This is a genomic window from Pseudomonas sp. GW821-FHT10B02 (assembly GCF_059415665.1).
The window spans coordinates 1-20519 of the sequence record NZ_JBWKNR010000002.1; the positions used below are offsets into that span (position 1 = coordinate 1).

The 20519-nt window shown below is 61.8% G+C and carries 23 protein-coding genes and 1 pseudogene; 15 read left to right on the forward strand and 9 right to left on the reverse strand.

What is annotated here, in order from left to right; all coding sequences use genetic code 11:
* Window positions 1-96: 96 nt before the first annotated feature.
* Entirely contained in the window at window positions 97-945 is an 849-nt protein-coding gene (gene nadC / locus AC07OF_RS02905; RefSeq protein ID WP_157194171.1) for a carboxylating nicotinate-nucleotide diphosphorylase, read from the reverse strand.
* A gap of 195 nt (window positions 946-1140) precedes the next feature.
* On the opposite strand from nadC, the gene ampD reads away from it, so the two are divergent.
* The 6 genes and pseudogenes from ampD to AC07OF_RS02935 all read left to right on the forward strand — a co-directional run bounded on the left by ampD (window position 1141) and on the right by AC07OF_RS02935 (window position 7103).
* The gene (ampD, locus tag AC07OF_RS02910; protein ID WP_476446001.1) at window positions 1141-1707 is read left to right on the forward strand and encodes a 1,6-anhydro-N-acetylmuramyl-L-alanine amidase AmpD; all 567 of its coding nucleotides are present in this window, start codon (window positions 1141-1143) and stop codon (window positions 1705-1707) included.
* Complete coding sequence (gene ampE, locus AC07OF_RS02915) at window positions 1704-2537, forward strand: regulatory signaling modulator protein AmpE (RefSeq protein ID WP_157194167.1); 834 nt, start codon at window positions 1704-1706, stop codon at window positions 2535-2537. The genes ampD and ampE overlap by 4 nt, the downstream gene beginning before the upstream one ends.
* Before the next feature lie 1125 nt (window positions 2538-3662).
* Window positions 3663-3869 (forward strand): annotated as a pseudogene (locus AC07OF_RS02920) (HAMP domain-containing protein); the annotation flags it as partial.
* A gap of 150 nt (window positions 3870-4019) precedes the next feature.
* A complete protein-coding gene (locus AC07OF_RS02925) occupies window positions 4020-4724 on the forward strand; it encodes a methyl-accepting chemotaxis protein (RefSeq protein ID WP_495072649.1) in 705 nt (234 codons plus the stop codon).
* A gap of 171 nt (window positions 4725-4895) precedes the next feature.
* Window positions 4896-6095: an enoyl-ACP reductase FabV gene (fabV, locus tag AC07OF_RS02930; protein WP_038614648.1), complete on the forward strand. Its 1200-nt coding sequence runs from the start codon at window positions 4896-4898 to the stop codon at window positions 6093-6095.
* A gap of 60 nt (window positions 6096-6155) precedes the next feature.
* Window positions 6156-7103 (forward strand): alpha/beta hydrolase family protein, encoded by a 948-nt coding sequence (locus AC07OF_RS02935; protein WP_495072564.1) that lies wholly within the window; start codon window positions 6156-6158, stop codon window positions 7101-7103.
* On the opposite strand, the gene AC07OF_RS02940 is transcribed toward AC07OF_RS02935, so the two are convergent.
* The 4 genes from AC07OF_RS02940 to AC07OF_RS02955 are packed head-to-tail and all read right to left on the reverse strand — an operon-like array spanning window position 7090 to window position 9065.
* Window positions 7090-7428 carry a HopJ type III effector protein gene (locus AC07OF_RS02940; protein WP_198325381.1) on the reverse strand — a complete coding sequence of 113 codons (339 nt, stop codon included), beginning with the start codon at window positions 7426-7428 and terminating at the stop codon, window positions 7090-7092. The two genes, AC07OF_RS02935 and AC07OF_RS02940, sit on opposite strands and share 14 nt — an antisense overlap.
* Window positions 7421-7717: a DUF1244 domain-containing protein gene (locus AC07OF_RS02945; RefSeq protein WP_133216756.1), complete on the reverse strand. Its 297-nt coding sequence runs from the start codon at window positions 7715-7717 to the stop codon at window positions 7421-7423. Before AC07OF_RS02945 ends, AC07OF_RS02940 begins: the two co-directional genes overlap by 8 nt.
* Before the next feature lie 24 nt (window positions 7718-7741).
* A complete protein-coding gene (gene folM / locus AC07OF_RS02950; protein WP_157194159.1) occupies window positions 7742-8440 on the reverse strand; it encodes a dihydromonapterin reductase in 699 nt (232 codons plus the stop codon).
* A 55-nt stretch (window positions 8441-8495) separates the two neighbouring features.
* Window positions 8496-9065, reverse strand: coding sequence for a putative antibiotic biosynthesis monooxygenase (locus AC07OF_RS02955; RefSeq protein ID WP_157194157.1), 570 nt, complete (start codon window positions 9063-9065; stop codon window positions 8496-8498).
* A gap of 224 nt (window positions 9066-9289) precedes the next feature.
* Between AC07OF_RS02955 and AC07OF_RS02960 the strand changes: the two genes are divergently transcribed.
* The gene (locus tag AC07OF_RS02960; protein ID WP_191833627.1) at window positions 9290-10240 is read left to right on the forward strand and encodes a MerR family transcriptional regulator; all 951 of its coding nucleotides are present in this window, start codon (window positions 9290-9292) and stop codon (window positions 10238-10240) included.
* Here the strand turns inward: AC07OF_RS02960 and AC07OF_RS02965 are convergent.
* Both AC07OF_RS02965 and AC07OF_RS02970 read right to left on the reverse strand, forming a co-directional pair.
* Window positions 10225-10842 (reverse strand): hypothetical protein, encoded by a 618-nt coding sequence (locus AC07OF_RS02965; protein WP_157194153.1) that lies wholly within the window; start codon window positions 10840-10842, stop codon window positions 10225-10227. The genes AC07OF_RS02960 and AC07OF_RS02965 overlap by 16 nt on opposite strands.
* A 71-nt stretch (window positions 10843-10913) precedes the next feature.
* A complete protein-coding gene (locus AC07OF_RS02970) occupies window positions 10914-11372 on the reverse strand; it encodes a PAS domain S-box protein (protein WP_191833625.1) in 459 nt (152 codons plus the stop codon).
* Window positions 11373-11512: 140 nt separating this feature from the next.
* On the opposite strand from AC07OF_RS02970, the gene AC07OF_RS02975 reads away from it, so the two are divergent.
* Window positions 11513-11968, forward strand: coding sequence for a flavodoxin (locus tag AC07OF_RS02975; RefSeq protein WP_157194149.1), 456 nt, complete (start codon window positions 11513-11515; stop codon window positions 11966-11968).
* Here AC07OF_RS02975 and AC07OF_RS02980 read toward each other — a convergent pair whose 3' ends face one another.
* Complete coding sequence (locus AC07OF_RS02980) at window positions 11969-12856, reverse strand: LysR family transcriptional regulator (protein ID WP_157194147.1); 888 nt, start codon at window positions 12854-12856, stop codon at window positions 11969-11971.
* Window positions 12857-12953: 97 nt separating this feature from the next.
* Here AC07OF_RS02980 and AC07OF_RS02985 point away from each other — a divergent pair, with 97 nt between their 5' ends.
* The 5 genes from AC07OF_RS02985 (at window position 12954) to AC07OF_RS03005 (ending at window position 16478) form a co-directional block, all read left to right on the forward strand.
* The gene (locus tag AC07OF_RS02985) at window positions 12954-13340 is read left to right on the forward strand and encodes a CidA/LrgA family protein (RefSeq protein ID WP_157194145.1); all 387 of its coding nucleotides are present in this window, start codon (window positions 12954-12956) and stop codon (window positions 13338-13340) included.
* Window positions 13330-14016, forward strand: coding sequence for an LrgB family protein (locus AC07OF_RS02990; protein ID WP_495072565.1), 687 nt, complete (start codon window positions 13330-13332; stop codon window positions 14014-14016). Before AC07OF_RS02985 ends, AC07OF_RS02990 begins: the two co-directional genes overlap by 11 nt.
* A 186-nt stretch (window positions 14017-14202) precedes the next feature.
* On the forward strand, window positions 14203-15108 hold the full coding sequence (locus AC07OF_RS02995) for an alpha/beta fold hydrolase (RefSeq protein ID WP_495072566.1): 906 nt from the start codon (window positions 14203-14205) through the stop codon (window positions 15106-15108).
* A gap of 128 nt (window positions 15109-15236) precedes the next feature.
* On the forward strand, window positions 15237-16151 hold the full coding sequence (locus AC07OF_RS03000; RefSeq protein WP_157194139.1) for an SDR family oxidoreductase: 915 nt from the start codon (window positions 15237-15239) through the stop codon (window positions 16149-16151).
* A 75-nt stretch (window positions 16152-16226) separates the two neighbouring features.
* Window positions 16227-16478 carry a hypothetical protein gene (locus AC07OF_RS03005; RefSeq protein ID WP_495072567.1) on the forward strand — a complete coding sequence of 84 codons (252 nt, stop codon included), beginning with the start codon at window positions 16227-16229 and terminating at the stop codon, window positions 16476-16478.
* A 484-nt stretch (window positions 16479-16962) separates the two neighbouring features.
* On the opposite strand, the gene AC07OF_RS03010 is transcribed toward AC07OF_RS03005, so the two are convergent.
* The gene (locus tag AC07OF_RS03010; RefSeq protein WP_157194138.1) at window positions 16963-17748 is read right to left on the reverse strand and encodes an IclR family transcriptional regulator; all 786 of its coding nucleotides are present in this window, start codon (window positions 17746-17748) and stop codon (window positions 16963-16965) included.
* 173 nt (window positions 17749-17921) lie between these two features.
* Between AC07OF_RS03010 and hmgA the strand changes: the two genes are divergently transcribed.
* Window positions 17922-19223, forward strand: coding sequence for a homogentisate 1,2-dioxygenase (gene hmgA, locus AC07OF_RS03015; RefSeq protein ID WP_038614629.1), 1302 nt, complete (start codon window positions 17922-17924; stop codon window positions 19221-19223).
* A gap of 3 nt (window positions 19224-19226) precedes the next feature.
* On the forward strand, window positions 19227-20519 hold the full coding sequence (fahA, locus tag AC07OF_RS03020) for a fumarylacetoacetase (RefSeq protein ID WP_495072568.1): 1293 nt from the start codon (window positions 19227-19229) through the stop codon (window positions 20517-20519).

Sequence of the window (20519 nt, forward strand, 5' to 3'; positions counted from 1 at the left end):
AGCCCGCTCCCACAGGCGCTATGTACCCTGTGGGAGCGGGCTTGCCCCGCGATGCTTTTAAAGAGAAACCGGCCTGATGGCCGGTTTTTTTGTGCCTCAGAGGCTCAGCCGCATGGACAGATCCACCGCTTTCACATCCTTGGTCATGGCACCAATCGAGATGTAGTCCACACCGGTCTCGGCAATCACCCGAAGGGTGCTTTCGTTGACCCCGCCACTGGCTTCGAGCTTGGCCTTGCCGGCGTTCAGGCGCACGGCTTCGCGCATGTCGTCCAGGCTCAGTTCGTCGAGCATGACGATGTCGGCGCCGGCATCCAGCGCTTGCTTGAGCTCGTCGAGGCTTTCCACTTCAACTTCCACCGGCTTGCCGGGGGCGATCTTGTGCGCGGCGCTGATGGCCTGGGCTATGCCACCGCTGGCGGCGATGTGGTTTTCCTTGATCAGGAAGGCATCGAACAAGCCGATGCGATGGTTGTGGCAACCACCGCAGGTTACCGCGTACTTCTGCGCCAGGCGCAGACCCGGCAGGGTCTTGCGGGTGTCGAGCAGTTTGACCTGGGTGTCGGCGACCATGTCGGCAAGGAACTGTGCGCGAGTCGCCACGCCCGAAAGCATCTGCAGGAAGTTCAACGCACTGCGCTCGCCGGTCAGCAGCGAGCGGGCCGGACCTTCAAGGTGAAACAACACCTGGTTGGCCTGCGCGCGCTCGCCATCCTTGACCTGCCAGTGCACCGCTACCCGTGGATCGAGCTGGCGAAACACAGCGTCGACCCAGGCGGTCCCGGCGATCACGCAATCATCGCGGGTAATGATGGTGGCCTGGGCCAGGCGCTCGGCCGGGATCAGTTGAGCGGTGATGTCGCCGCTGCCGATGTCTTCAAGCAGCGCACGGCGCACGTTGGCTTCGATTTCGGCGGTCAGGTCGGCGAGGCGTAAATTCGGCATGGCAGGCTCCACAAGCTAAGTGCCCGCGATTATAGGGCAGCCGGTGTTGGCGAGTGTCTTGAATTTGGCAAATAATACGTTATGTAATTTTTCTGCGGTCGGGCCCGGCCCGCTGGATTACCACACGTTTTAACGATGCATCCCGTCACGCCTCGGGGCATACTGGGGCCGTGCTCTTGTGCCTCAGGATCTTCTATGCAACTGGACCGCGCTACAGGCTGGTTCGCCGGTATCACCCATTGCCCTTCGCCGAATTTCAATGCCCGCGCCGAAGGTGAGGTTATCTCCCTGCTGGTGATTCACAACATCAGCCTGCCACCGGCGCAGTTCGCCACCGGCAAGGTCCAGGCGTTCTTCCAGAACCGCCTGGACCCCAGCGAACACCCCTACTTCGAAGGGATCAAGCATCTGCGCGTCTCCGCGCACTTTCTGATCGAGCGTGACGGCAAGGTCACCCAGTTTGTCTCCTGTCTGGACCGTGCCTGGCATGCCGGAGTGTCCTGCTTTGCCGGGCGCGAGGCGTGCAACGACTTCTCTATCGGTATCGAGCTGGAAGGCACCGACGAGCTGCCTTTCACCGATGCTCAGTATCAGGCGCTGGAAGGCCTGACCCGGCAGATCCAGGCGGCCTGGCCGGCTATCGATGCGCAGCGGATTCAAGGCCACAGCGATATCGCCCCGGGGCGCAAAACCGACCCGGGCCCGGCATTCGACTGGCCGCGCTACCGTGCGGCCCTCAAGGACAACGAGGACAGATCATGAGTTTTCTGGTGTTGTTACTGGTGCTGTGGGTCGAGAAATTCTCGGCACTGCGCCAGCGACTGCAACGCGATGGTTTCTTTCGCACCGAACTGGCGCGCCTGGAGCGCAACGGCAAGGGCCACCCGTGGTGGGTGTTGTCGATCCTGGTGTTGTTGCCGGTGATCGTGCTGGCCTTGCTGCTTCAGGTGCTCGAACCGGTTGCCTATGGCCTGTTGGCACTGCCGCTGCACCTGTTGGTGCTGATCTACAGCCTGGGGCGAGGCGATGTAAAAGCCTCCCTCGGACCGTTTCGCGATGCCTGGCGACGGGGTGACGAGCAGGCCGCAGTGCATGTCGCCGAGCGCGACCTGGGCGTTAGCGGAGACGATGCCTCATCGCTGCTCGAACGGGTTCAGGGCCACTTGCTGTGGCAAGCCTACCAAAGCTTTTTTGCGGTGATTTTCTGGTATGTCCTGCTGGGACCGGCCGCGGCGCTGGCCTACCGCTTGCTCGCCCTGACTGCCGAGCATGCCCATGCTCCAGCGCTGCGCGAGCGTGCCGGGCAATTGCGCCATGCTTTTGACTGGGCACCGGTGCGGATGCTGGGGGTGAGCTTTGCGCTGGTCGGCAATTTTGTCGCGGTCAGCCGGGTGATGCTGCATGAGCTGCTGCACTGGAACATCAGTGCGCCGAGGCTGATCGCCGCCGTCGGCCATGTTGCCGGAGAGATGCCCAAGGGGGCGCCAGCGGGCCCGGAGGGGCTGGTCGGGCTGGACTCGCTGTGGGAGCTGCTACTGCGCTCCGCAGTGCTCTGGTATGCCTGTTTTGCCTTGTGGACCGTACTGGGCTGACGGTGATGGCAGGACAGCCGTTGGTCTGTCCTGCCATCGATTAACCTTAAGTTACAAAACCCCTTTCCGATATGCGTTATACAGGTACTGGTGATAATCATCAGTGGCCTAGTGCCATTGTGCGCGCAGAACAATAAGAATCGGAGGGGACTACCCGTGAAGAGCCTGTTGTATCCGGCCATCGCGCTGATGAATCGGTTGAGCTTCGGCATGAAATTCAGCCTGATAAGTATCCTGTTTTTCCTGCCCATGCTGGTGACCAACTTTTATCTGGTCCGCGATTCCTATGCACAGTTCCATGCTACCCGGGTCGAGCTGCAGAGCCTTGAGCTGCTGGCCGACAGCCTGGCCTTGCGTGGCGACCTGGAAACCCTGGGCAACCTGGTGCAGATCAACGCCGTGCTTGGCCAGTCGGGTAAAGCGCAGGATGTCGAGACGCAGATCGCCAACCTTGAGCAGCAAGTGTTCAAGCGATTGGCGGGGCTGACTGCAGTCATTGCCGATGAAGAGCAGGCCAGGGATTTTCATGCCAAGCGCGACGAGATGCTCAGCCAGCTCAAGGCGGCCCAGGCAGAGTCGTCGCTGCTGAGCAAGGTGGCTTACCTGGACAAGTTGCTGGGCCAGGCCCAAGTGCTGAGCAAAATGATTGCCAGCCAGGCCGGACTCAACCAGGACAGCGATCTGGCGATTCGCCTACTCACCGAACTGATGACCACGGTGACCCCGGAAGTCACCCAGACCCTCGGCGAAGGCCGGACAATGGGCGCCTATTCCCTGGGCCAGGGCTTTCTCAACTCCGCGGTCAGCACCCGCTTCGAGGATTTGCTGCAGCGCCTGGACAAGCTTGCTGCCAATTACGCCCTCAGGGTTCAGGATGCCTTGGCCACTGAACCCGGGGCGCAAGCGCGTCTGGGCAGCCTGGCCGCCAGTAGCCAGGCTTCCTTGAAACAGGCCAGCGAGCTGTTCGAAGAACAGGTGGTGGTGGCCGAAAGCCTCGATGCACCGTGGCCGGCGTTCTATCAGCAGGTCAGCAGCCTGATAGCGCAGACTTACGCGCTCAACACCGCTACCGGCGAGTTTCTCGACCAGCAATTGCAACAACGCTTGGGCGAGCACCGCTTGCACATGATCCTGCTGGTGTCTGCCCTGGCGGGCGTGTTTTTGCTGATTGTCTATCTCTACAGCGGGTTCTACGCCTCGACCCGGCATACCCTGAAAACCCTCGGTGCGGTCATGGACAAGGTTGCCGCTGGCGACATGACCGTGAATTTCCGCGCTAGCAGCCGTGATGAGCTGGGTGAATTGGGCCAGGTGTTCAATGGCACCGTGCGGCGCATACATGACCTGATCGAGCAGGTGGGCCACACCGTGGTCGAAGTCGAGCGCCAGGCCGAACAGGTGCATGCCGTGTCGGCACGCAGCAATCAGGCGGTCAGCGGCCAGCGCGGGCAGATCGAACAGGTCGCCACTGCGATGAACCAGATGTCGGCTACCGCTCAGGAAGTGGCGCGCAGTGCCGCAGCAGCTGTAAACAGTGCCCACAGCGTCAACCAGGAAACCGTCAGCGGCCGCGGCCTGGTCGAATCCCAGCAAGGCAACATCGTGCGCCTGGCCGGCGAAATCGATCAGTCGGTGGTGGTGATCAACCAGTTGGCCAGCGACAGTCAGGCCATCAGCCGGGTGCTGGAGGTGATCAAAAGCATCGCTGAGCAGACCAATCTGCTCGCCTTGAATGCGGCCATCGAGGCGGCACGGGCCGGCGAGCAGGGACGCGGTTTTGCCGTGGTGGCCGACGAGGTCCGCACCCTGGCCAAGCGCACCCAGCATTCGACCGAAGAAATCGAACAGATGATTTCGCGCCTGCAGGGCGGTGTCGGGGCGGCGGTCAAGGCCATGGATGCCAGTCACCAGGTGGCTGCCGGCACGGTCGGGCAGTCGCAGCAGGTGCAGCAGGCGCTGGAGAACATTCTGGGTGCGGTCGGCAGTATCGTTGACCAGAACCAGCAGATTGCCGCTGCGGTGGAGCAGCAGACGGCGGTCGCGCATGACATCGACCAGAATATCGTCGAGATCAACCGCGCCGCTGAACACACCACCCAGGGTGCCCACCAGACTGAAGATGCCAGCCGCCAGCTGTCAGCCCAGGTGATGGAGCTCAAGCGCCTGATCGGCGCGTTCAGGGTCTGAGATCTGCGGTTGCTGAACTTTTCCACGCTGTGACAAAGTAGCGCCCTGAAGGATTCCAGGGAGCCGGATGTGTCGGCAACGCTGCGGGTGTAGTCTCACCCTCACAGCAACGGAACCTCGAGTCCCCCGCGATTCGGCTCCCTCAGCATATTCACTGACGAGGTACAGACATTGGCCATCATCCACCCTAAAGTTCGCGGTTTTATCTGCACCACTACGCATCCGACCGGTTGCGAGCTGAACGTACGTGATCAGATCGAAGCCACCCGCAAGCAGGGCGTGCGCAAGGATGGTCCGAAGAAGGTCCTGGTGATCGGTGCCTCCAGCGGCTACGGCCTGGCGGCGCGCATCACCGCAGCGTTCGGCTTCGGTGCCGATACCCTGGGTGTGTTCTTCGAAAAGCCGGGCACCGAGACCAAGCCAGGCACCGCCGGCTGGTACAACGCTGCGGCCTTCGACAAGTTCGCCAAGGCCGAAGGCCTGTACAGCAAGTCGATCAACGGTGACGCCTTCTCCGACGAAGCACGGGCCAAGGTCATCGAGCTGATCAAGAACGAAATGGGCGGCCAGGTCGATCTGGTGATCTACTCGCTGGCTTCGCCGGTGCGCAAGCTGCCACAGACTGGCGAACTGGTGCGTTCGGCGCTCAAGCCAATCGGCCAGCCGTACAAGTCGACCGCTATCGACACCAACAAAGACACCATCATCGAGGCGTCCATCGAGCCGGCTACCGAACAGGAAATTGCCGACACCGTGACCGTTATGGGGGGCCAGGACTGGGAACTGTGGATCGATGCCCTGAACGCCGCTGGCGTACTGGCGCCACAGGCCCGCACCGTGGCCTTCAGCTACATCGGCACCGAGATCACCTGGCCGATCTACTGGCACGGCGCCCTTGGCAAGGCCAAGCAGGATCTGGACGAGACCGCCCAGCGCCTGAGCAAAAAAGTCGGCGGTAGCGCCAACGTAGCCGTGCTCAAGTCGGTGGTCACCCAGGCCAGCTCGGCCATTCCGGTCATGCCGCTGTACCTGTCGATGGTCTTCAAGATCATGCAGGAGAAGGGCGTTCACGAAGGTACCCAGGACCAACTGGACCGCATGTTCCGTGACCGCATGTACCGTGCTGACGGTGCTCCGGCACAGCTGGACGAGAAAGGCCGCCTGCGCCTGGACGACTGGGAGCTGCGCGATGATGTGCAGGACGCCTGCAAGGCCATGTGGCCGCAAGTGACCACCGAGAACCTGTTCCAGCTGACCGACTACGCCGGTTACAAGAAGCAGTTCCTCAACCTGTTCGGCTTCGAGCGTGCGGATGTCGACTATGACGCCGACGTCGCCACCGACGTGAAGTTTGACTGCATCGAGCTGTAACCACACCCTCGTCGCCGCCCCTGGGTTCGCTCAGGGGTGGCGACTGTTTGAGGTTCCCCTATGAGCAGCCTCGAAACATTTCCACCTCTGCCAGCCGCCAGCAACACGGCACACGCGTTTTGTGAGCGTGCAGGCGATGGTTATCCCCTTGGCGGCTTCTGTTGGCGCCACCAACTACCGGACAGTTCGCGCCCGGTAGTGATCATCAACGCGGCCACCTCGGTGCGCTGCAGCTATTACGCGCGTTTTGCCCAGTACCTGTTCAGCCACGGCTTCGATGTCATGACCTATGACTATCGCGGCATCGGTGAGTCGCGCCCGGCGTCCATGCGCCACTTCAAGGCGTCCTGGACAGACTGGGGGGCGCTGGATTTCGAGGCCATGCTGCAACGCGCCGCTCGCGAGTTTCCCGGGCAACCCGTTGATGTCGTCGGCCACAGCTTCGGCGGTTGTGCCGCAGGGCTGGCGCCATCGTCCGCGCAGTTGCGCAGGCTGGTTACGGTCGGCGCGCAGTTTGCCTACTGGCGGGACTATGCCAGTGACAGCCGCTGGCAACTGTTCGGCAAGTGGCATGTGCTCATGCCGTTGCTGACCCGGCTGTTCGGCTATTTCCCCGGCAAGCGCCTGGGTTGGCTGGAAGACACCCCGGCAGGGGTGGTGAAGGACTGGAGCACGCGGACGGCGGCTTACGAGCTGCGCCCCAGCGGCAAGGCGCTGGTTGATTTGCCGTTTGCTCAGGTGACGGCACAGACGCTGGCGATCAGTCTGACCGACGATCCCTTTGGTACGGTCGCGGCGATCGAGCGGCTACTGGGCTACTTCAGGTCCAGCCCGCGTAGCCATTTGCGCATTGCACCTGGTGATATCGACGAAGTGCAGATCGGCCATTTCGCCTTTTTCCACAGCCGCTTTCAGGCCCGGCTCTGGCCAATTGCCCTGCAGTGGCTGCAACAGGGGCAACTGGCCGACGATGTGCCGGGGCGCGTGCTGACGCTTAGCGAGCCTTGAGCGGCTGGGCGGAGAACTTCACTCCGGCCAGGCCGTGCTCGATCAGCGCACGGATGTTGCCGTGGTCGTTGCCTTCCGGGGTGGCCAGTACCGAGCGATAGTGTTCGCCGAATGCCAGCAGCGCTTCTTCATCGCTGAGGCCTTCGAGCAGGGCCAGGCCCAGGGTCTTGCACGAACCTTCGTTCTGTCCGGCGGCGTTTTCCACGCCACCGTTGTTGAACGCCTGCGGCTGGTAGTCGTAGTTCGCGGCGATAAAGGCCAAGGTGTCGGCAAACTGATGTTCGCCGGACTTCAGGCTGCTGCGCAGGGTGTTCAGATCAGTCATTGGGCTTTCCTTTGGCGAACGCCGCTTGCTGTTCGGCGCTGGCTTCTTTCTGGTATTGGGCTTTCCACTCGGCGTAAGGCATGCCGTAGACCACTTCGCGGGCCTCATCCATGCTCAGCTCGATCTGACGCTCGTCGGCCGCGGCCTTGTACCATTTGGACAGGCAGTTGCGGCAGAAGCCGGAAAGGTTCATCAGGTCAATGTTCTGCACATCCTTGCGGCTGTCCAGGTGAGCCACCAGGCGGCGGAAGGCCGCGGCTTCGAGCTCAAGTTTCTGTTGGTCGTTCATGGTCATTCTCGTGACAAGGACAATTCAGTCTACCGCGATGCGGTTTTTCAGATGGCGGCCACCGTTGATGACCACGTTGCTGCCGGTGCTGTACTGGCTGTCGAGGAGGAACTGCACCGCCTCGATCAGCGGTTGAGCGCCAGGCTCGAATTCCAGCAAAGCTTTCTTCAGGGTTTGCTGGCGGTACGCTTCGTCGCCGCCTTCCTTGAGGATCAGCAGCCCCGGCAGGATCGCGTTGACCCTGACCACCGGCGCGTATTTTTCAGCAAAGGACAGGACCATATTCTGCAGCGCAGCCTTGGTCGCGGCATAGCCGATATGGCTCTTGCTGCCGCGCGAGGAGGTCTCGTCGCAGATGTGGATGATATCGGCCTTGGCCATCTTCAGCAGCTGCTCGCCCAGCGCCAGGTTCAGGTGGTAGGGCGCTTCAACATGCAGCTTGAACATGGTGTTGAGGTTGGCCAGATCGTCATCGAGCCACAACGAGGCGTTGTGAATGATTGCCCGCAGGCCGTCATAGTTGCTCTTCAGGTGGTCGATCAGGGCCTGGCGGTCTTCTTCCCGGCACAGGTCGGCCTGGAACTGGATGATATTCGGATGCGCAGCCTCAGGGCTTTTGCTACGGCTGGCGCTGACCACGGTATGGCCGGCCTGCGCCAGGTTCAGGGCCAACGCCAGTCCGACTCGCTGGCTGGCTCCGGTGACAAGAATTGGGCTGTTCATGGTGGGGGCGGTCAACTTTTACAGGTTCGCTTGGATAACCCCCAGCATACCCGAACTAGGCCGGGTTGCGCGCACCCTGCGGCCCACAGCCGCGCGTCGGGGCATTGAGCCAGTTGGCCAGCAAACGGGTCGACAGCGGAATGAAGAAGTACACCATCAACGGTGTCAGCCCCAGTGTACTGAGGAGGATCCGTGGCAGCAGGTCGAGGGCACTGAGCCAGTGGCCGAACACCAGGTTGAACAACAGCGAGACCGGAAAGAACGCCAGCCAGATTGCCACGGCTTGTTTCCAGCGCGGAGGGCGCTGCACCGGATTGCTGCCAAACCAGCCGTCCAGGCCGCTGGCGCGCAGCTCTTGCGGTTGCTCGAACAGACCGTTGCCGCGATCCAGCCAGGCCTTGCGCGAGGCCGAGTGCTCCCAGGCCTGCATGGTCTGCTCGCTGGTGAAGCGGAAGATGATCTGAAACTCGTCACCCTGCGGCGGTGGCGCAAGGACGCCGGAACCCAGGTAGCCGGTAAAGTCGGTGGCCAGTTGTTCGCCTTCGTGCAGCCAGCTCATCAGATCCTGATAGCGGCCTTCGGCGACACGGCGCGTCACCATCAAGGTAACGGGAGGGGTAGACATTGTGTATCTCCTGGCAACTGGGCGTGGCGGGTGGCCGGCCCATGAAATGCGTCCGGGGTGGTGGACGGCATCTGCTTGCATGCAAAAAGCGGGCACGGATTATTCCTGAAATAACCTGACTCGTCAGTGCTGAGCGCTTGCCAGCGCGAACAAATGCCAATGGTCGCTACCTACTGCCCGGAGTAGAATGGCCGTCATCCCTCAAGAATCGTGGTTTTCCGGCAATGCTTGAACCTGCCCAGCCTTCGTTGAATCCCGGTGATCTCGCTCATGAGGAGCTGTTCCCCATTCGCGAAGTCTCCCGTCTGACAGGTATCAACCCGGTCACCTTGCGCGCTTGGGAGCGTCGTTATGGGCTCATTCAGCCCACGCGCACCGAAAGTGGGCACCGCCTCTATTCCCAAGCCGATATCGACGAAGTCCGCAACATCCTCGGCTGGATCGAGCGGGGTGTGGCGGTCAGCAAGGTCGGCAAGATTCTCGCTCGCAGCCAGAGCGTAAAACCGCAGACTGAAGCTGTGCACAGCCAAGCGTCCCAGGACGACTTCAAACAATGGCAGCTGCAGTTGCGCCAGGTGGTAAGAGCGTTCGATGAGCGGCGCCTGGAGCAGGTCTACGGCCAGGTGTTCAGCAGTTATCCACTGGTGGTGGCATTTCAGGACATCCTGTTGCCGGTCTGGCAGGAATTGCGCTGTACCCAGGACGCCTTCGGCCACCTCAGCGAATGGCTGTTTCTCGATGGGTTCTTGCGCGGACGGGTGTTGCAGCGTTTGCAGCTGTCTGCTGACCAGCAGGAGGTCAGGGTGGTGCTCACGGCGATTCCCGGGCATTGCCACGAGCTGGAACTGCTGGTGACGGCTCTGTTGCTGGGCACTAGCGAAATCGGCGTGACGGTATTGGGGTTGGGCCAGCCTGTGGAAGAACTCAGCCTGGTCTGTGAGCGTATGAACCCGCATGCCCTGGTGCTGTTCTCCAATCATCCACCGGCGCAGGACCTGCCCAAGCGCCTGGCCCGTCTGGCCCTGGCACTGGAATGTCCGTTACTGCTGGCTGGAGAGGCTGCGGACCTGGCCCAGGACAGCCTGATCGGCTCGCAGGTCGCGTGTCTGGGCAGTGAAGGGCGTTTGATGCGTCGGCGCTTGCAGCAGTACCTGGCCGGTCACCTGGACAGCTGAGGGTGCAACTCCGGATGGGCCTGGCGGTGGGCCTGGAGGATGTACTCGCGTAGCCGTTCGATCTCCGCGGGCTTGCTCTCACTCAGGTTATAGGCGGCCAGGCTCTTGCCAGTACGCCGCTGCAGGACCCCGTGCAAGGCGATGGGCGCGCAATTGTCGGGGGCGAACCAGAGGTCGAAAGAGCTCGGTGGTTTGGGCTGGTCGCGAACTTCCAGCAGCACACCCTTGAACGAAATTTCCTTGACCCACAGGCCGGTACTCAGGCCCAGCTCGTCTTCCAGCGCTACCGGCGATTCGAGGGTCAGGCGCCATGGACGTACCATCGGGCCTTCTTCATAGATGTGCGGTGCGCCCAGCTGCAACTGCAGGGAATGGAACTCGTCCTCGACCAGGTGCAGGGGAAAGGTCATCTGATGGTTGTCGAATTGCGCCTGCAAGGTGACCTGCTCCTGGGCAATCAGCCGGGTCAGCAGGTCCTTGATTTCGCTGCCGCCATTGACCATCAGGCGCGACACCGACTCAGCCGCCGAGGGCTGTGACGTGTAGTGCATGGACCTGATGAAGTCCAGCTCGTCCTGGGTCAGGAGGGCATTTGCTTGCATGGTCGAACTCGAAAAGTCAGTTGTGAATGCAATTCTTCACCGTCATGGACAGCCAAACGGCGGTTTTGTTTTTACCGTTCGTCGCCTTCCAGTTCGGCAATGCGTGCCCGCGCCTGTGCCAATTCGCGTTCCAGCTCGAGTACCCGCTGTTCGGCCTCGACCTGACGGCTGACGTCTTTCTGGATACCGATGAAATACTTGCGTTTGTCGGCTTCGTTGAGCACCGGAGTGATCGACAGCTCGTTCCAGAACGCACTGCCGTCCTTGCGGTAGTTGCGCAGGATTTCCCGGCTCGGCAGGCCATCCTTGAGGGCTTGGCGGATCAGTGCGCGCGCCTCTTGATTACGGTCGTCGTTCTGCAGGAAACGGCAGTCGCGGTAGAGGATGTCGTTGGCGTCATAGCCGGTCAGGCGCTCGAATGCCGGGTTCACATAGAGCAGGATGGTGTCGTCGTCACCTTCCTGTTCGGCGACCACGATGCCGTCGTTGGAGGCATCAATCATGCGTTGCAGCAGGGTGGCGTTGATCATCGGCGAGGTCCGCAAGGTAGTTGAGTGGGCACGGAGGCTGATTCTAGATGATTGGTTCGGACCTCACACAGGGAGAATGAGGCCTTTTGCCAGTGTCCAATGTTAGTATCCTACGTTTTTACTCAGTTACGGAACCCACTATGAAAGTCGCCATCCTTTCCGGTTCGGTCTACGGTACCGCCGAAGAAGTCGCACGGCATGCCGAATCGTTGCTCAAAGCCGCAGGGTTCGAGGCCTGGCACGCTGCCCGTGCCACTTTGCAAGACCTCCAGGGCTTTGCCCCCGAAGCCTTCCTGGCAGTGACCTCGACCACCGGCATGGGCGAGCTGCCCGATAACCTGATCCCGTTGTTCAGTGAAATTCGTGACGTACTGCCCGCCGCCTGGCGTGGTCTTCCCGGTGCCGTGATCGGTCTGGGCGACTCCAGCTACGGCGACACCTTCTGTGGCGGCGGTGAGCAGATGCGTGAATTGTTCGCCGAGCTGGGCATCAACGAAGTGCAGCCGATGCTGCGTCTGGATGCCAGCGAAACCGTCACCCCGGAAGCCGACGCCGAGCCCTGGCTGGCTGAGCTGATCGGCAAACTGCGCGGCTGATCACGCTGCCTGCGGTTGCTCGCGCAGCAATTGCAGCCAGGCCTGGGCGGCGCGTGACAAGTAGGCGCCCTGGCGCCAGATGAAGGCGATGTCCCAGCGCAAGTCGGTCGGTTCGCTCAGGGTCAGGCGTACCACACCGGGCCGTTCCAGGCCCCGCGCCACCACGCTGGGCAACAGGACAACGCCCTGGCCTGCGGCGACCAGGGCGGCGAGAAAGTCGGCCTGGCCGCTACGTCCGCCTTCCCTCGGGGTAAACCCCAACTGCTGGCATGCGCTGAGCAGTCGATCATTGAGCACAAAGCTGCGCTGATAGAGCAGAAACGGCGTGTCGGCCAATTGCGCCAGGCTGACCTGAGCGGCCCCGGCCAGGGGGTGATCGATGGGCAGCAGGGCATCGAGTGCTTCGTTGCAGAATGGCTGGAACGCGAACGCCGGATCGTTTGGGGTCAGGCTGCCGCCCAGCTCCAGTTCGCCGCTCAGTACCGCTTGCTCGACGCTGCGGCTGCCACCTTCGAGCAGGTGAATGGTGATGTTCGGATAACGTCGACGGTACTCGGCGAATAGCCGGGCAAACAGCGCGTCGCTGCCCAGCAACGGCAGGCCCAGGCGCAGTTCGCCGCGCGCCAGTTGGCTCAGGTCATCGAGTTCGTTCTGCAGCTCCTGGCGCAGGCGCAGCATGGTTTCGCCGCGTTCGAGGACGATCTTGCCGGCGGCGGTCAGGTGCAACTGTGAGCCTTGACGCTCCAGCAGTGGCACGCCCAGGTCCTGTTCCAGCTGGGCCACCTGCTTGCTTACCGCCGACTGGCTGATGTGCAAGGTATGGGAGGCCTGGGTGAAGCCACCGCGGTGGATCACTTCAATGAAGCTGCGCAGCTGTTTGAGTTCCATGATCGAAATTCCATTGTGGAATGGAAGTCAGTCTAACAATTCGTTTTTAGCGTGGCGAAGGGGCTTCTAGAATACAGTTCTGAAGAGGTCCCCCGCGATGAAACCCACACCCGTCAAACGTCTCCTGCGCCTGCTCGTCGAGCTGGCGGTATTTCTCGTGCTTTATATGCTCGGCGGCCAGTTGGCCGCCTGGCTGGATTGGCCCATTCCGGCAGGGGTCATGGGTCTGGCGCTGTTGTTGCTGGCGTTTGCCCTGGGCTGGCTGAAACCGGCGGCCTTGCAGCTGGGCGCCGGCTTGCTGATGGCTGAGATGCTGCTGTTCTTCATTCCTGCGCTGATGAGCCTGCTCGACTACGGCAGCCTGCTGCGCGATGAGGGCTGGCGGATTCTGCTGGTGATCGGCGTCAGCACCTTGCTGGTCATGGTGCTGACGGCGCTGACCGTGGAGTGGGTGTGCCGCTGGAGCATGCGCCATGACACTTGAGCCCATGCCGCTGTTCTGGCTGGCCCTGACCCTGCTGGCCTATCTGGGCAGCCGCTGGTTGTACCGGCAAACCGGTCGTTACCTGTTGTCGCCATTGATCCTGGTGCCGCTGGTGCTGCTGGCGGTTGCCGTCCCGCTGAACACCGCCTATGCCGAGTATGCGCGCGACACGCACTGGTTGATGTCGGTACTGGGGCCGGTGACGGTGGCCTTCGCCGTGCCGATCTGGCAGCAGCGGGCATTGCTGGCGCGTCACTGGCCAGCATTGAGCCTGGGCATGCTGGTGGGCAGCACGGTATCCATTGCCAGCTCCTGGGGCCTGGCGCATCTGTTGTCGCTGGATAACGCGGTGAGCCTGTCGCTGTTGCCGCGCTCGATCACCACGCCCTTTGCCATGCCACTGGCCCGGGACCTGGGTGGGGTACCGGAACTGACAGCGGTTTTCGTGATGTTTACCGGGGTGCTGGGCGCCATGTTCGGCGGCGTATTGCTCAAGTTCCTGCCGTTGCGCACACCCTTGGCCCGTGGCGCGCTGTTCGGCGTCGGGGCGCATGGTGCCGGGGTCAGCCGGGCCCATGAAGTGGGCGGCGAGGAGGGCTCTGTGGCCGGTCTGGTCATGGTCCTGACCGGTCTGCTCAACCTGTGTGCGGCGCCGCTGCTGACCTTGATGGTGTGACACAGCTCGCTATTTTGCTGCCTGACTCACAGAGTCAATAAGCTGGCTGCCAATGCAACTTACCTTTGCCTGGGTGCTGACTAGACTGCACCACAGTAGAGCACACGAATGTGCCGAGGTGATTGCAATGATCGCAACTGATGCCTTGCTCAACACGACAGTCTGCTATCCAGCGAGGCCACGCTGATGTCTCTGGCCGAGATTCCATTATGTGTCTGGCGTACCCGGGGCCTGAGTTTCACCTTCCGCGGTCAGACCATTCGCTACTGGACGGCAGGGCAAGGCGAGCCGCTGCTGCTTATCCACGGATTTCCCACGGCGAGCTGGGATTGGCATTACCTGTGGACGCCATTGGCCCAGCGATACCGGGTGATAGCCTGTGACATGCTTGGTTTTGGCGACTCGGCCAAGCCTGTGCATCATCTTTACAGCCTGATCGAACAGGCCGACCTGCAGCAGGCCTTGCTTGAGCACCTGAAAGTCGATCAGCCGGTGCACCTGCTCGCTCATGATTATGGTGACAGCGTCTCCCAGGAGCTGCTGGCGCGCCATCATGAAGGGCAGGCGAACATCGCCAGCTGTGTGTTTCTCAATGGCGGGCTGTTTCCCGAGTGCCATCGAGCGTTGCTGATCCAGAAACTATTGCTCAGTCGTCTGGGCTGGCTGGTGGCGCGTTCGTTCGGACGCGACGACCTGGTGCGCCATGTCACCCAGATCTATGGCCCGTGCACGCATCCCAGCGAAAGCGCGCTGGATGACTACTGGAGCCTGGTTGCGTCGAACCGCGGTACGCGGATCCTGCACAAGTTGGCTTGCTATGTGCCCGAGCGTGCGCTCCATCGCGAACGCTGGGTCGCCGCTCTGCAAAAAGAGGGTGTGCGGCTGCGTTTCATCAACGGTGCGGTCGATCCGGTATCCGGCGCCCACATGCACGAACGCTACCGGGAGCTGGTGCCGAATCCCGATACCGTGCTGCTGCCAGGCATCGGCCATTACCCCCATACCGAAGCGCCGGTACAGGTGCTGCGTCACTATCTGGCTTTTCGCCAACAAGCTCTGGAACCTGTTGCGCAGAAGGTGGCCTGGTCCTGAGGGGCCAGGCCCGCTGCATCATCTTCCGGCCTTATCGCCTGCCATTCACCCTGTGCCCGCTTGATTGTGCGCTGGCCGGTGCTGGCCGACACTCGGGCATCCCTGCTGATTTCCCTGGAGTGTTGAGCATGAGCGATTCTGTGCGCCTGGACGATAAAGTGGTGATTGTCACCGGAGCTGGCGGCGGCCTGGGCCGAGCGCATGCCTTGCTGTTTGCCCGCCACGGTGCGCGGGTGGTGGTCAATGATCTGGGCGGCTCGACCCATGGCGAAGGCGCCAGCGCCTCTGCGGCCGACCGGGTGGTGGCGCAGATTCGTGAAGCGGGTGGCACGGCGCTGGCCAACCATGATTCGGTGGCCGACGGGGCGCGTATTGTCGAGCAGGCACTGGATACCTTTGGCCGGGTCGATGTGCTGATCAACAATGCCGGAATCCTGCGCGACAAGACCTTCCACAAAATGGAAGACAGCGACTGGGAGCAGGTCTACCAGGTGCATGTCGAAGGCGCCTATAAAGTGACCCGGGCGGCCTGGCCGCACCTGCGCGAGCAGAACTGGGGGCGGGTGATTTTCACCGCCTCGACCTCAGGCATCTATGGCAATTTCGGCCAGGCCAACTATGGCATGGCCAAACTGGGGCTCTATGGCCTGACCCGGACCCTGGCCATTGAAGGACGCAAACACAACATTCTGGTCAACGCCATCGCTCCCACCGGTGGCACCCGTATGACCGAAGGGTTGATTCCTCCGCAGGTATTCGAACAGCTCAAGCCGGAACTGGTCAGCCCGTTGGTGGTGTACCTGGGCAGTGAGCAATGCCAGGACAGCGGCGGTCTGTACGAAGTGGGTGGCGGCTGGGTCGGTAAAGTGCGTTGGGAGCGTAGCCTGGGCGTGGGTTTCGACCCGCATCAGGGGTTCAGTCCTGAGGATGTCGCGGCCAACTGGCAGACGATTGGCGACTTTACCGATGCCGTACACCCGCGTGACAGCCTGGAGGCATTGCAACAGATGATGGCCAATCTGCAGCAATTCCCGCCGCGCTGAGGACTGCCTGAGGTTGTGGTCGCCGGAGGCTCATGCCTATGCTGGGCGGCCATGATCGATGCAGGAGCACACCGGATGTACGAGTCCAGAACCGAAGCGGTCATTTCGTCCCGCCAATTCCGCTTTCGCTTGATGCGCCATGGCCTGGCGGCCTGCCTGTTGCTGATCGCTTCGATCCTCTTCGGTGTGCTGGGGCACCTGTATTTCGAACCGCACATTCCTCTGCACGACGCGATCTTCAATGCCACCTTGCTGCTGGGTGGCGTAGGACCGGTGATCTTGCCCGAGAGCATTGGCGGCAAGCTGTTCTTTGCCGCATATGGCTAATATGTTGGGTTGGTGTTTGTCGCCAGTATCGGCTTGATCCTGGCGCCCATCGCGCATCGGCTGTTGCATCGGTTTCACTTTGACGATGCGGACGAGTGACCCGGTAGGAGCGGGCTTGCCCCGCGATTGCGGTTTGTCAGGCACATCGCATCGCGGGGCAAGCCCGCTCCCACCGTGTGGCCAATCAAGATATTGCAGCCATAAAAAAGGCCGCTGCATTGCAGCGGCCAAGTAAGACGTAGATCAAGGAGCTTCAAAATCAACGTCGGTGAACCCGTTGCCGGGAGGCGGGGTGTACACGCCTGAAATGCCCGGGCCAGAGAGGCTGCCAGTGATGGCGCGGTCCAGCTGCAAACAGAATAAGCTGCTGACCCGGAAGGAAAAATAGCCAATTGTGACATTCACTGTTGCGCCTCTGGCAACAGTGCAGCCTGCTCACACTAGCGCAGCATCCTGTGAATGAGTGTGAGCCTTTGTAAGCATTTCAAGGGGCCTGTTCGTAGCCCATGCGCCAGCTGATCATCTGCGCCGCTGCCAGCAATTGCTGCGCTGCCGGGCCCTGTTCGTCGGCATGGAAAATCGACGTCGGGCCGACCACGGTCAATACCGCAACGATCTGGCCAAAGGCATTGAACACGGGAGCCGAGAGTGCATCGACGCCAGGCATCAGCAAGCCATGGACATGGTGCAGGCCACGCTGACGGATAGTGGTGAACAGCGCCTCGTATTCGCTGGCGCTGTGTCCCAGGACAGCCAGCTCCTGGTCACGCAGCTCGACCGTCTCGCGCTCCGGCAGGTAGGCACCGAACACCAGTCCGGTCGAGGAGCTGAGCAGTGGCAGTACCGAGCCGATCTGGGTAACGACGGTGACTGCGCGGACGGCCGGCTCGATGTTGACCACCGTTGCCCCCTGGTTACCCCACACGGCAACAAAGCAGCTTTCGTTGAGCGCGTCGCGCAATTGCGACAACGGCAAGGCCGCGACTTTCAGTACATCCATCCCGCCCAGGGCAGCAAGGCCCACGCGCAAGGCTTCACGGCCCAGGCCATAGTGGTTGGTGGCCGGGTTCTGTTCGGCGAATCCGCTGGCAATCAGCGCCTGCAAATAGCGATGCACCTTGCTCGCCGGCATGTCGACATGTTCGGCCAGGCGCGACAGTGAGGTCGAAGGCGACAGCTGGGCCAGGGCCTTGAGGATATCGGTACCGACTTCGGCCGAGCGGACCTTCTGTTTGCCAGTGTTATCGGCGGGGGAGCTGGCTTTGGCCATGGTGCATTCGATCCGGGTAGTCCAGGTGGGCGTCTTTATAGCTTGACGGTCTTCGCCAATCAAATTACGTTATGCGTAATGTAATTACGATAAAAATAACGCAGAAGTGTTGCTAGCGTGAACGGCGCGCAGCCAACTGCCATCAACCGGCCTGCACTGGGCCCGGAGGCTCGATGAACCTCGACAGCACCCCCGTCCTCGATTATCTGAGCGGTTTCGGCAACGAATTCGCCAGCGAAGCCTTGCCCGGCGCCCTGCCGGTTGGGCAGAACTCGCCGCAAAAGGCGCCTTACGGCCTGTACGCCGAACTGTTCTCCGGCACCGCCTTCACCATGACCCGCAGCGAGATGCGCCGCACCTGGCTGTATCGCATCCGGCCGTCGGCCCTGCATCCGCGCTTCGAGCGCCTGGAGCGGCAGCTGGCCGGTGGTCCGCTGGGCGCGGTGACGCCCAATCGCTTGCGCTGGAGCCCGCAGGCCATCCCGAGCGAGCCGACCGATTTCATTGACGGTTGGGTCGCCATGGCGGCCAACTCCGGTAGCGAGAAACCTGCCGGAATCAGCATCTACAACTACTGCGCGAACCGCTCCATGCAGCGGGTGTTCTTCAACGCCGACGGTGAACTGCTGCTGGTGCCGGAGCTGGGCCGCCTGCGCCTGGTCACCGAGCTGGGCGTGCTGGAAGTCGAACCGCTGGAAATCGCCGTGGTGCCGCGCGGTTTGAAGTTCCGTGTCGAATTGCTAGACAGCCAGGCCCGCGGCTACATCGCCGAGAACCATGGCGCACCCATGCGTATTCCGGACCTGGGACCGATCGGCAGCAACGGCCTGGCCAATCCTCGGGATTTCCTCACGCCGGTAGCGCACTATGAGGACCATCAGGGCCCGGTGCAGCTGGTGCAGAAGTTCCTCGGTGAACTGTGGGGCTGCGAGCTCAATCATTCGCCGCTGGACGTGGTCGCCTGGCATGGCAACAACGTGCCGTACAAGTACGACCTGCGCCGTTTCAACACCATCGGCACGGTCAGCTTCGACCACCCGGACCCGTCGATTTTCACCGTGCTCACTTCGCCGACCAGCGTGCCGGGCATGGCCAACCTCGACTTCGTGATCTTCCCGCCACGCTGGATGGTGGCCGAGAACACCTTCCGTCCGCCTTGGTTCCACCGCAACCTGATGAACGAGTTCATGGGCCTGATCAAGGGCGAATACGATGCCAAGGCCGAAGGCTTCCTGCCCGGTGGCGCGTCCCTGCACAGTTGCATGAGCGCCCATGGCCCGGATGCGGAAACCTGCGCCAAGGCCATCGCCGTCGAACTTGCGCCAAACAAGATCGACAACACCATGGCGTTCATGTTCGAGACCAGCCAGGTGCTGCGTCCGAGCCGCCATGCTCTTGAGTGCCCGCAGCTGCAGGCCGACTACGATAGTTGCTGGGCCTCGTTGCCGAGCACCTTCACCCCGAATCGGAGATAACCCATGAATCAGTCCGCTATTGCCCGCAGTTGGGTCGAACACGCCAACGGGCATCGCGATTTTCCACTGCAGAACCTGCCGCTGGGGATCTTCACGCATAAGAATCAAGCCAAGCGCTGTGGCGTGGCCATTGGCGATGCGATTCTCGACCTTGAAGGCGCGCTGGCTGCCGGTCTGTTCGAGGGCCAGGCGCGTACCGCCGTCGAGGCCACCCGTGGTGGTGCCCTGAATGCTTACTTTGCGCTGGGCCGTGTGGCCCGCGTGGCACTGCGCGAGCGTCTGCTGCAACTGCTCGGCGAGCACAGCGAGCATCAGGCGGCACTCAAGCCACTGCTGCTGGCCAGCGCCGAGTGCCAACTGCACCTGCCGGCCCAGATTGGCGACTACACCGATTTCTATGTAGGCATTGAGCACGCCAAGAACGTTGGCAAGCTGTTCCGCCCGGACAACCCGCTGCTGCCCAACTACAAATATGTGCCGATCGGTTATCACGGCCGTGCTTCGACCATTCGCCCGTCCGGCACCGACGTCCGTCGACCGAAAGGCCAGACCCTGCCAGCCGGGCAGAGCGAGCCAAGCTTCGGCCCCTGCGCGCGCCTGGACTACGAGCTGGAGCTGGGCATCTGGATTGGCCAGGGCAACGAGATGGGCGAGTCGATTCCGGTCGCCGAAGCGGCCGAGCACATTGCCGGTTTCTGCCTGCTCAACGACTGGTCCGCGCGTGACATCCAGGCCTGGGAATACCAGCCGCTTGGCCCGTTCCTGTCGAAAAGCTTCATCTCGACGGTTTCCCCCTGGGTGGTGACCGCCGAAGCGCTGGAGCCTTTCCGCTGCGCCCAGCCGGCGCGTCCTGAAGGTGATCCGCAGCCGCTGTCGTACCTGCTGGATAAACGCGATCAGGCTGCCGGTGCTTTTGATATCGAGCTGGAAGTGCTGTTGTTGACCGAGCGCATGCGCGAGCAAAACCTGCCGGCCCATCGTCTGACCTTGAGCAATACTTTAAGCATGTACTGGACCGTCGCGCAGATGGTCGCTCACCACAGCGTCAACGGTTGTCAGCTGCAGCCGGGTGACCTGTTTGGTTCCGGTACCTTGTCGGGCGCCCAGCCTGGCCAGTTCGGCAGCCTGCTGGAAATTACCCAGGGCGGCAAAGAACCGGTGCAACTGGCGTCCGGTGAAGTGCGCAAGTTCCTCGAGGACGGTGACGAGATCATTCTGCGTGCCCGTTGCGTGCGTGAGGGTGTGGCATCGATCGGTTTCGGTGAGTGCCGCGGCAAGATTCTTCCAGCCAGGTAA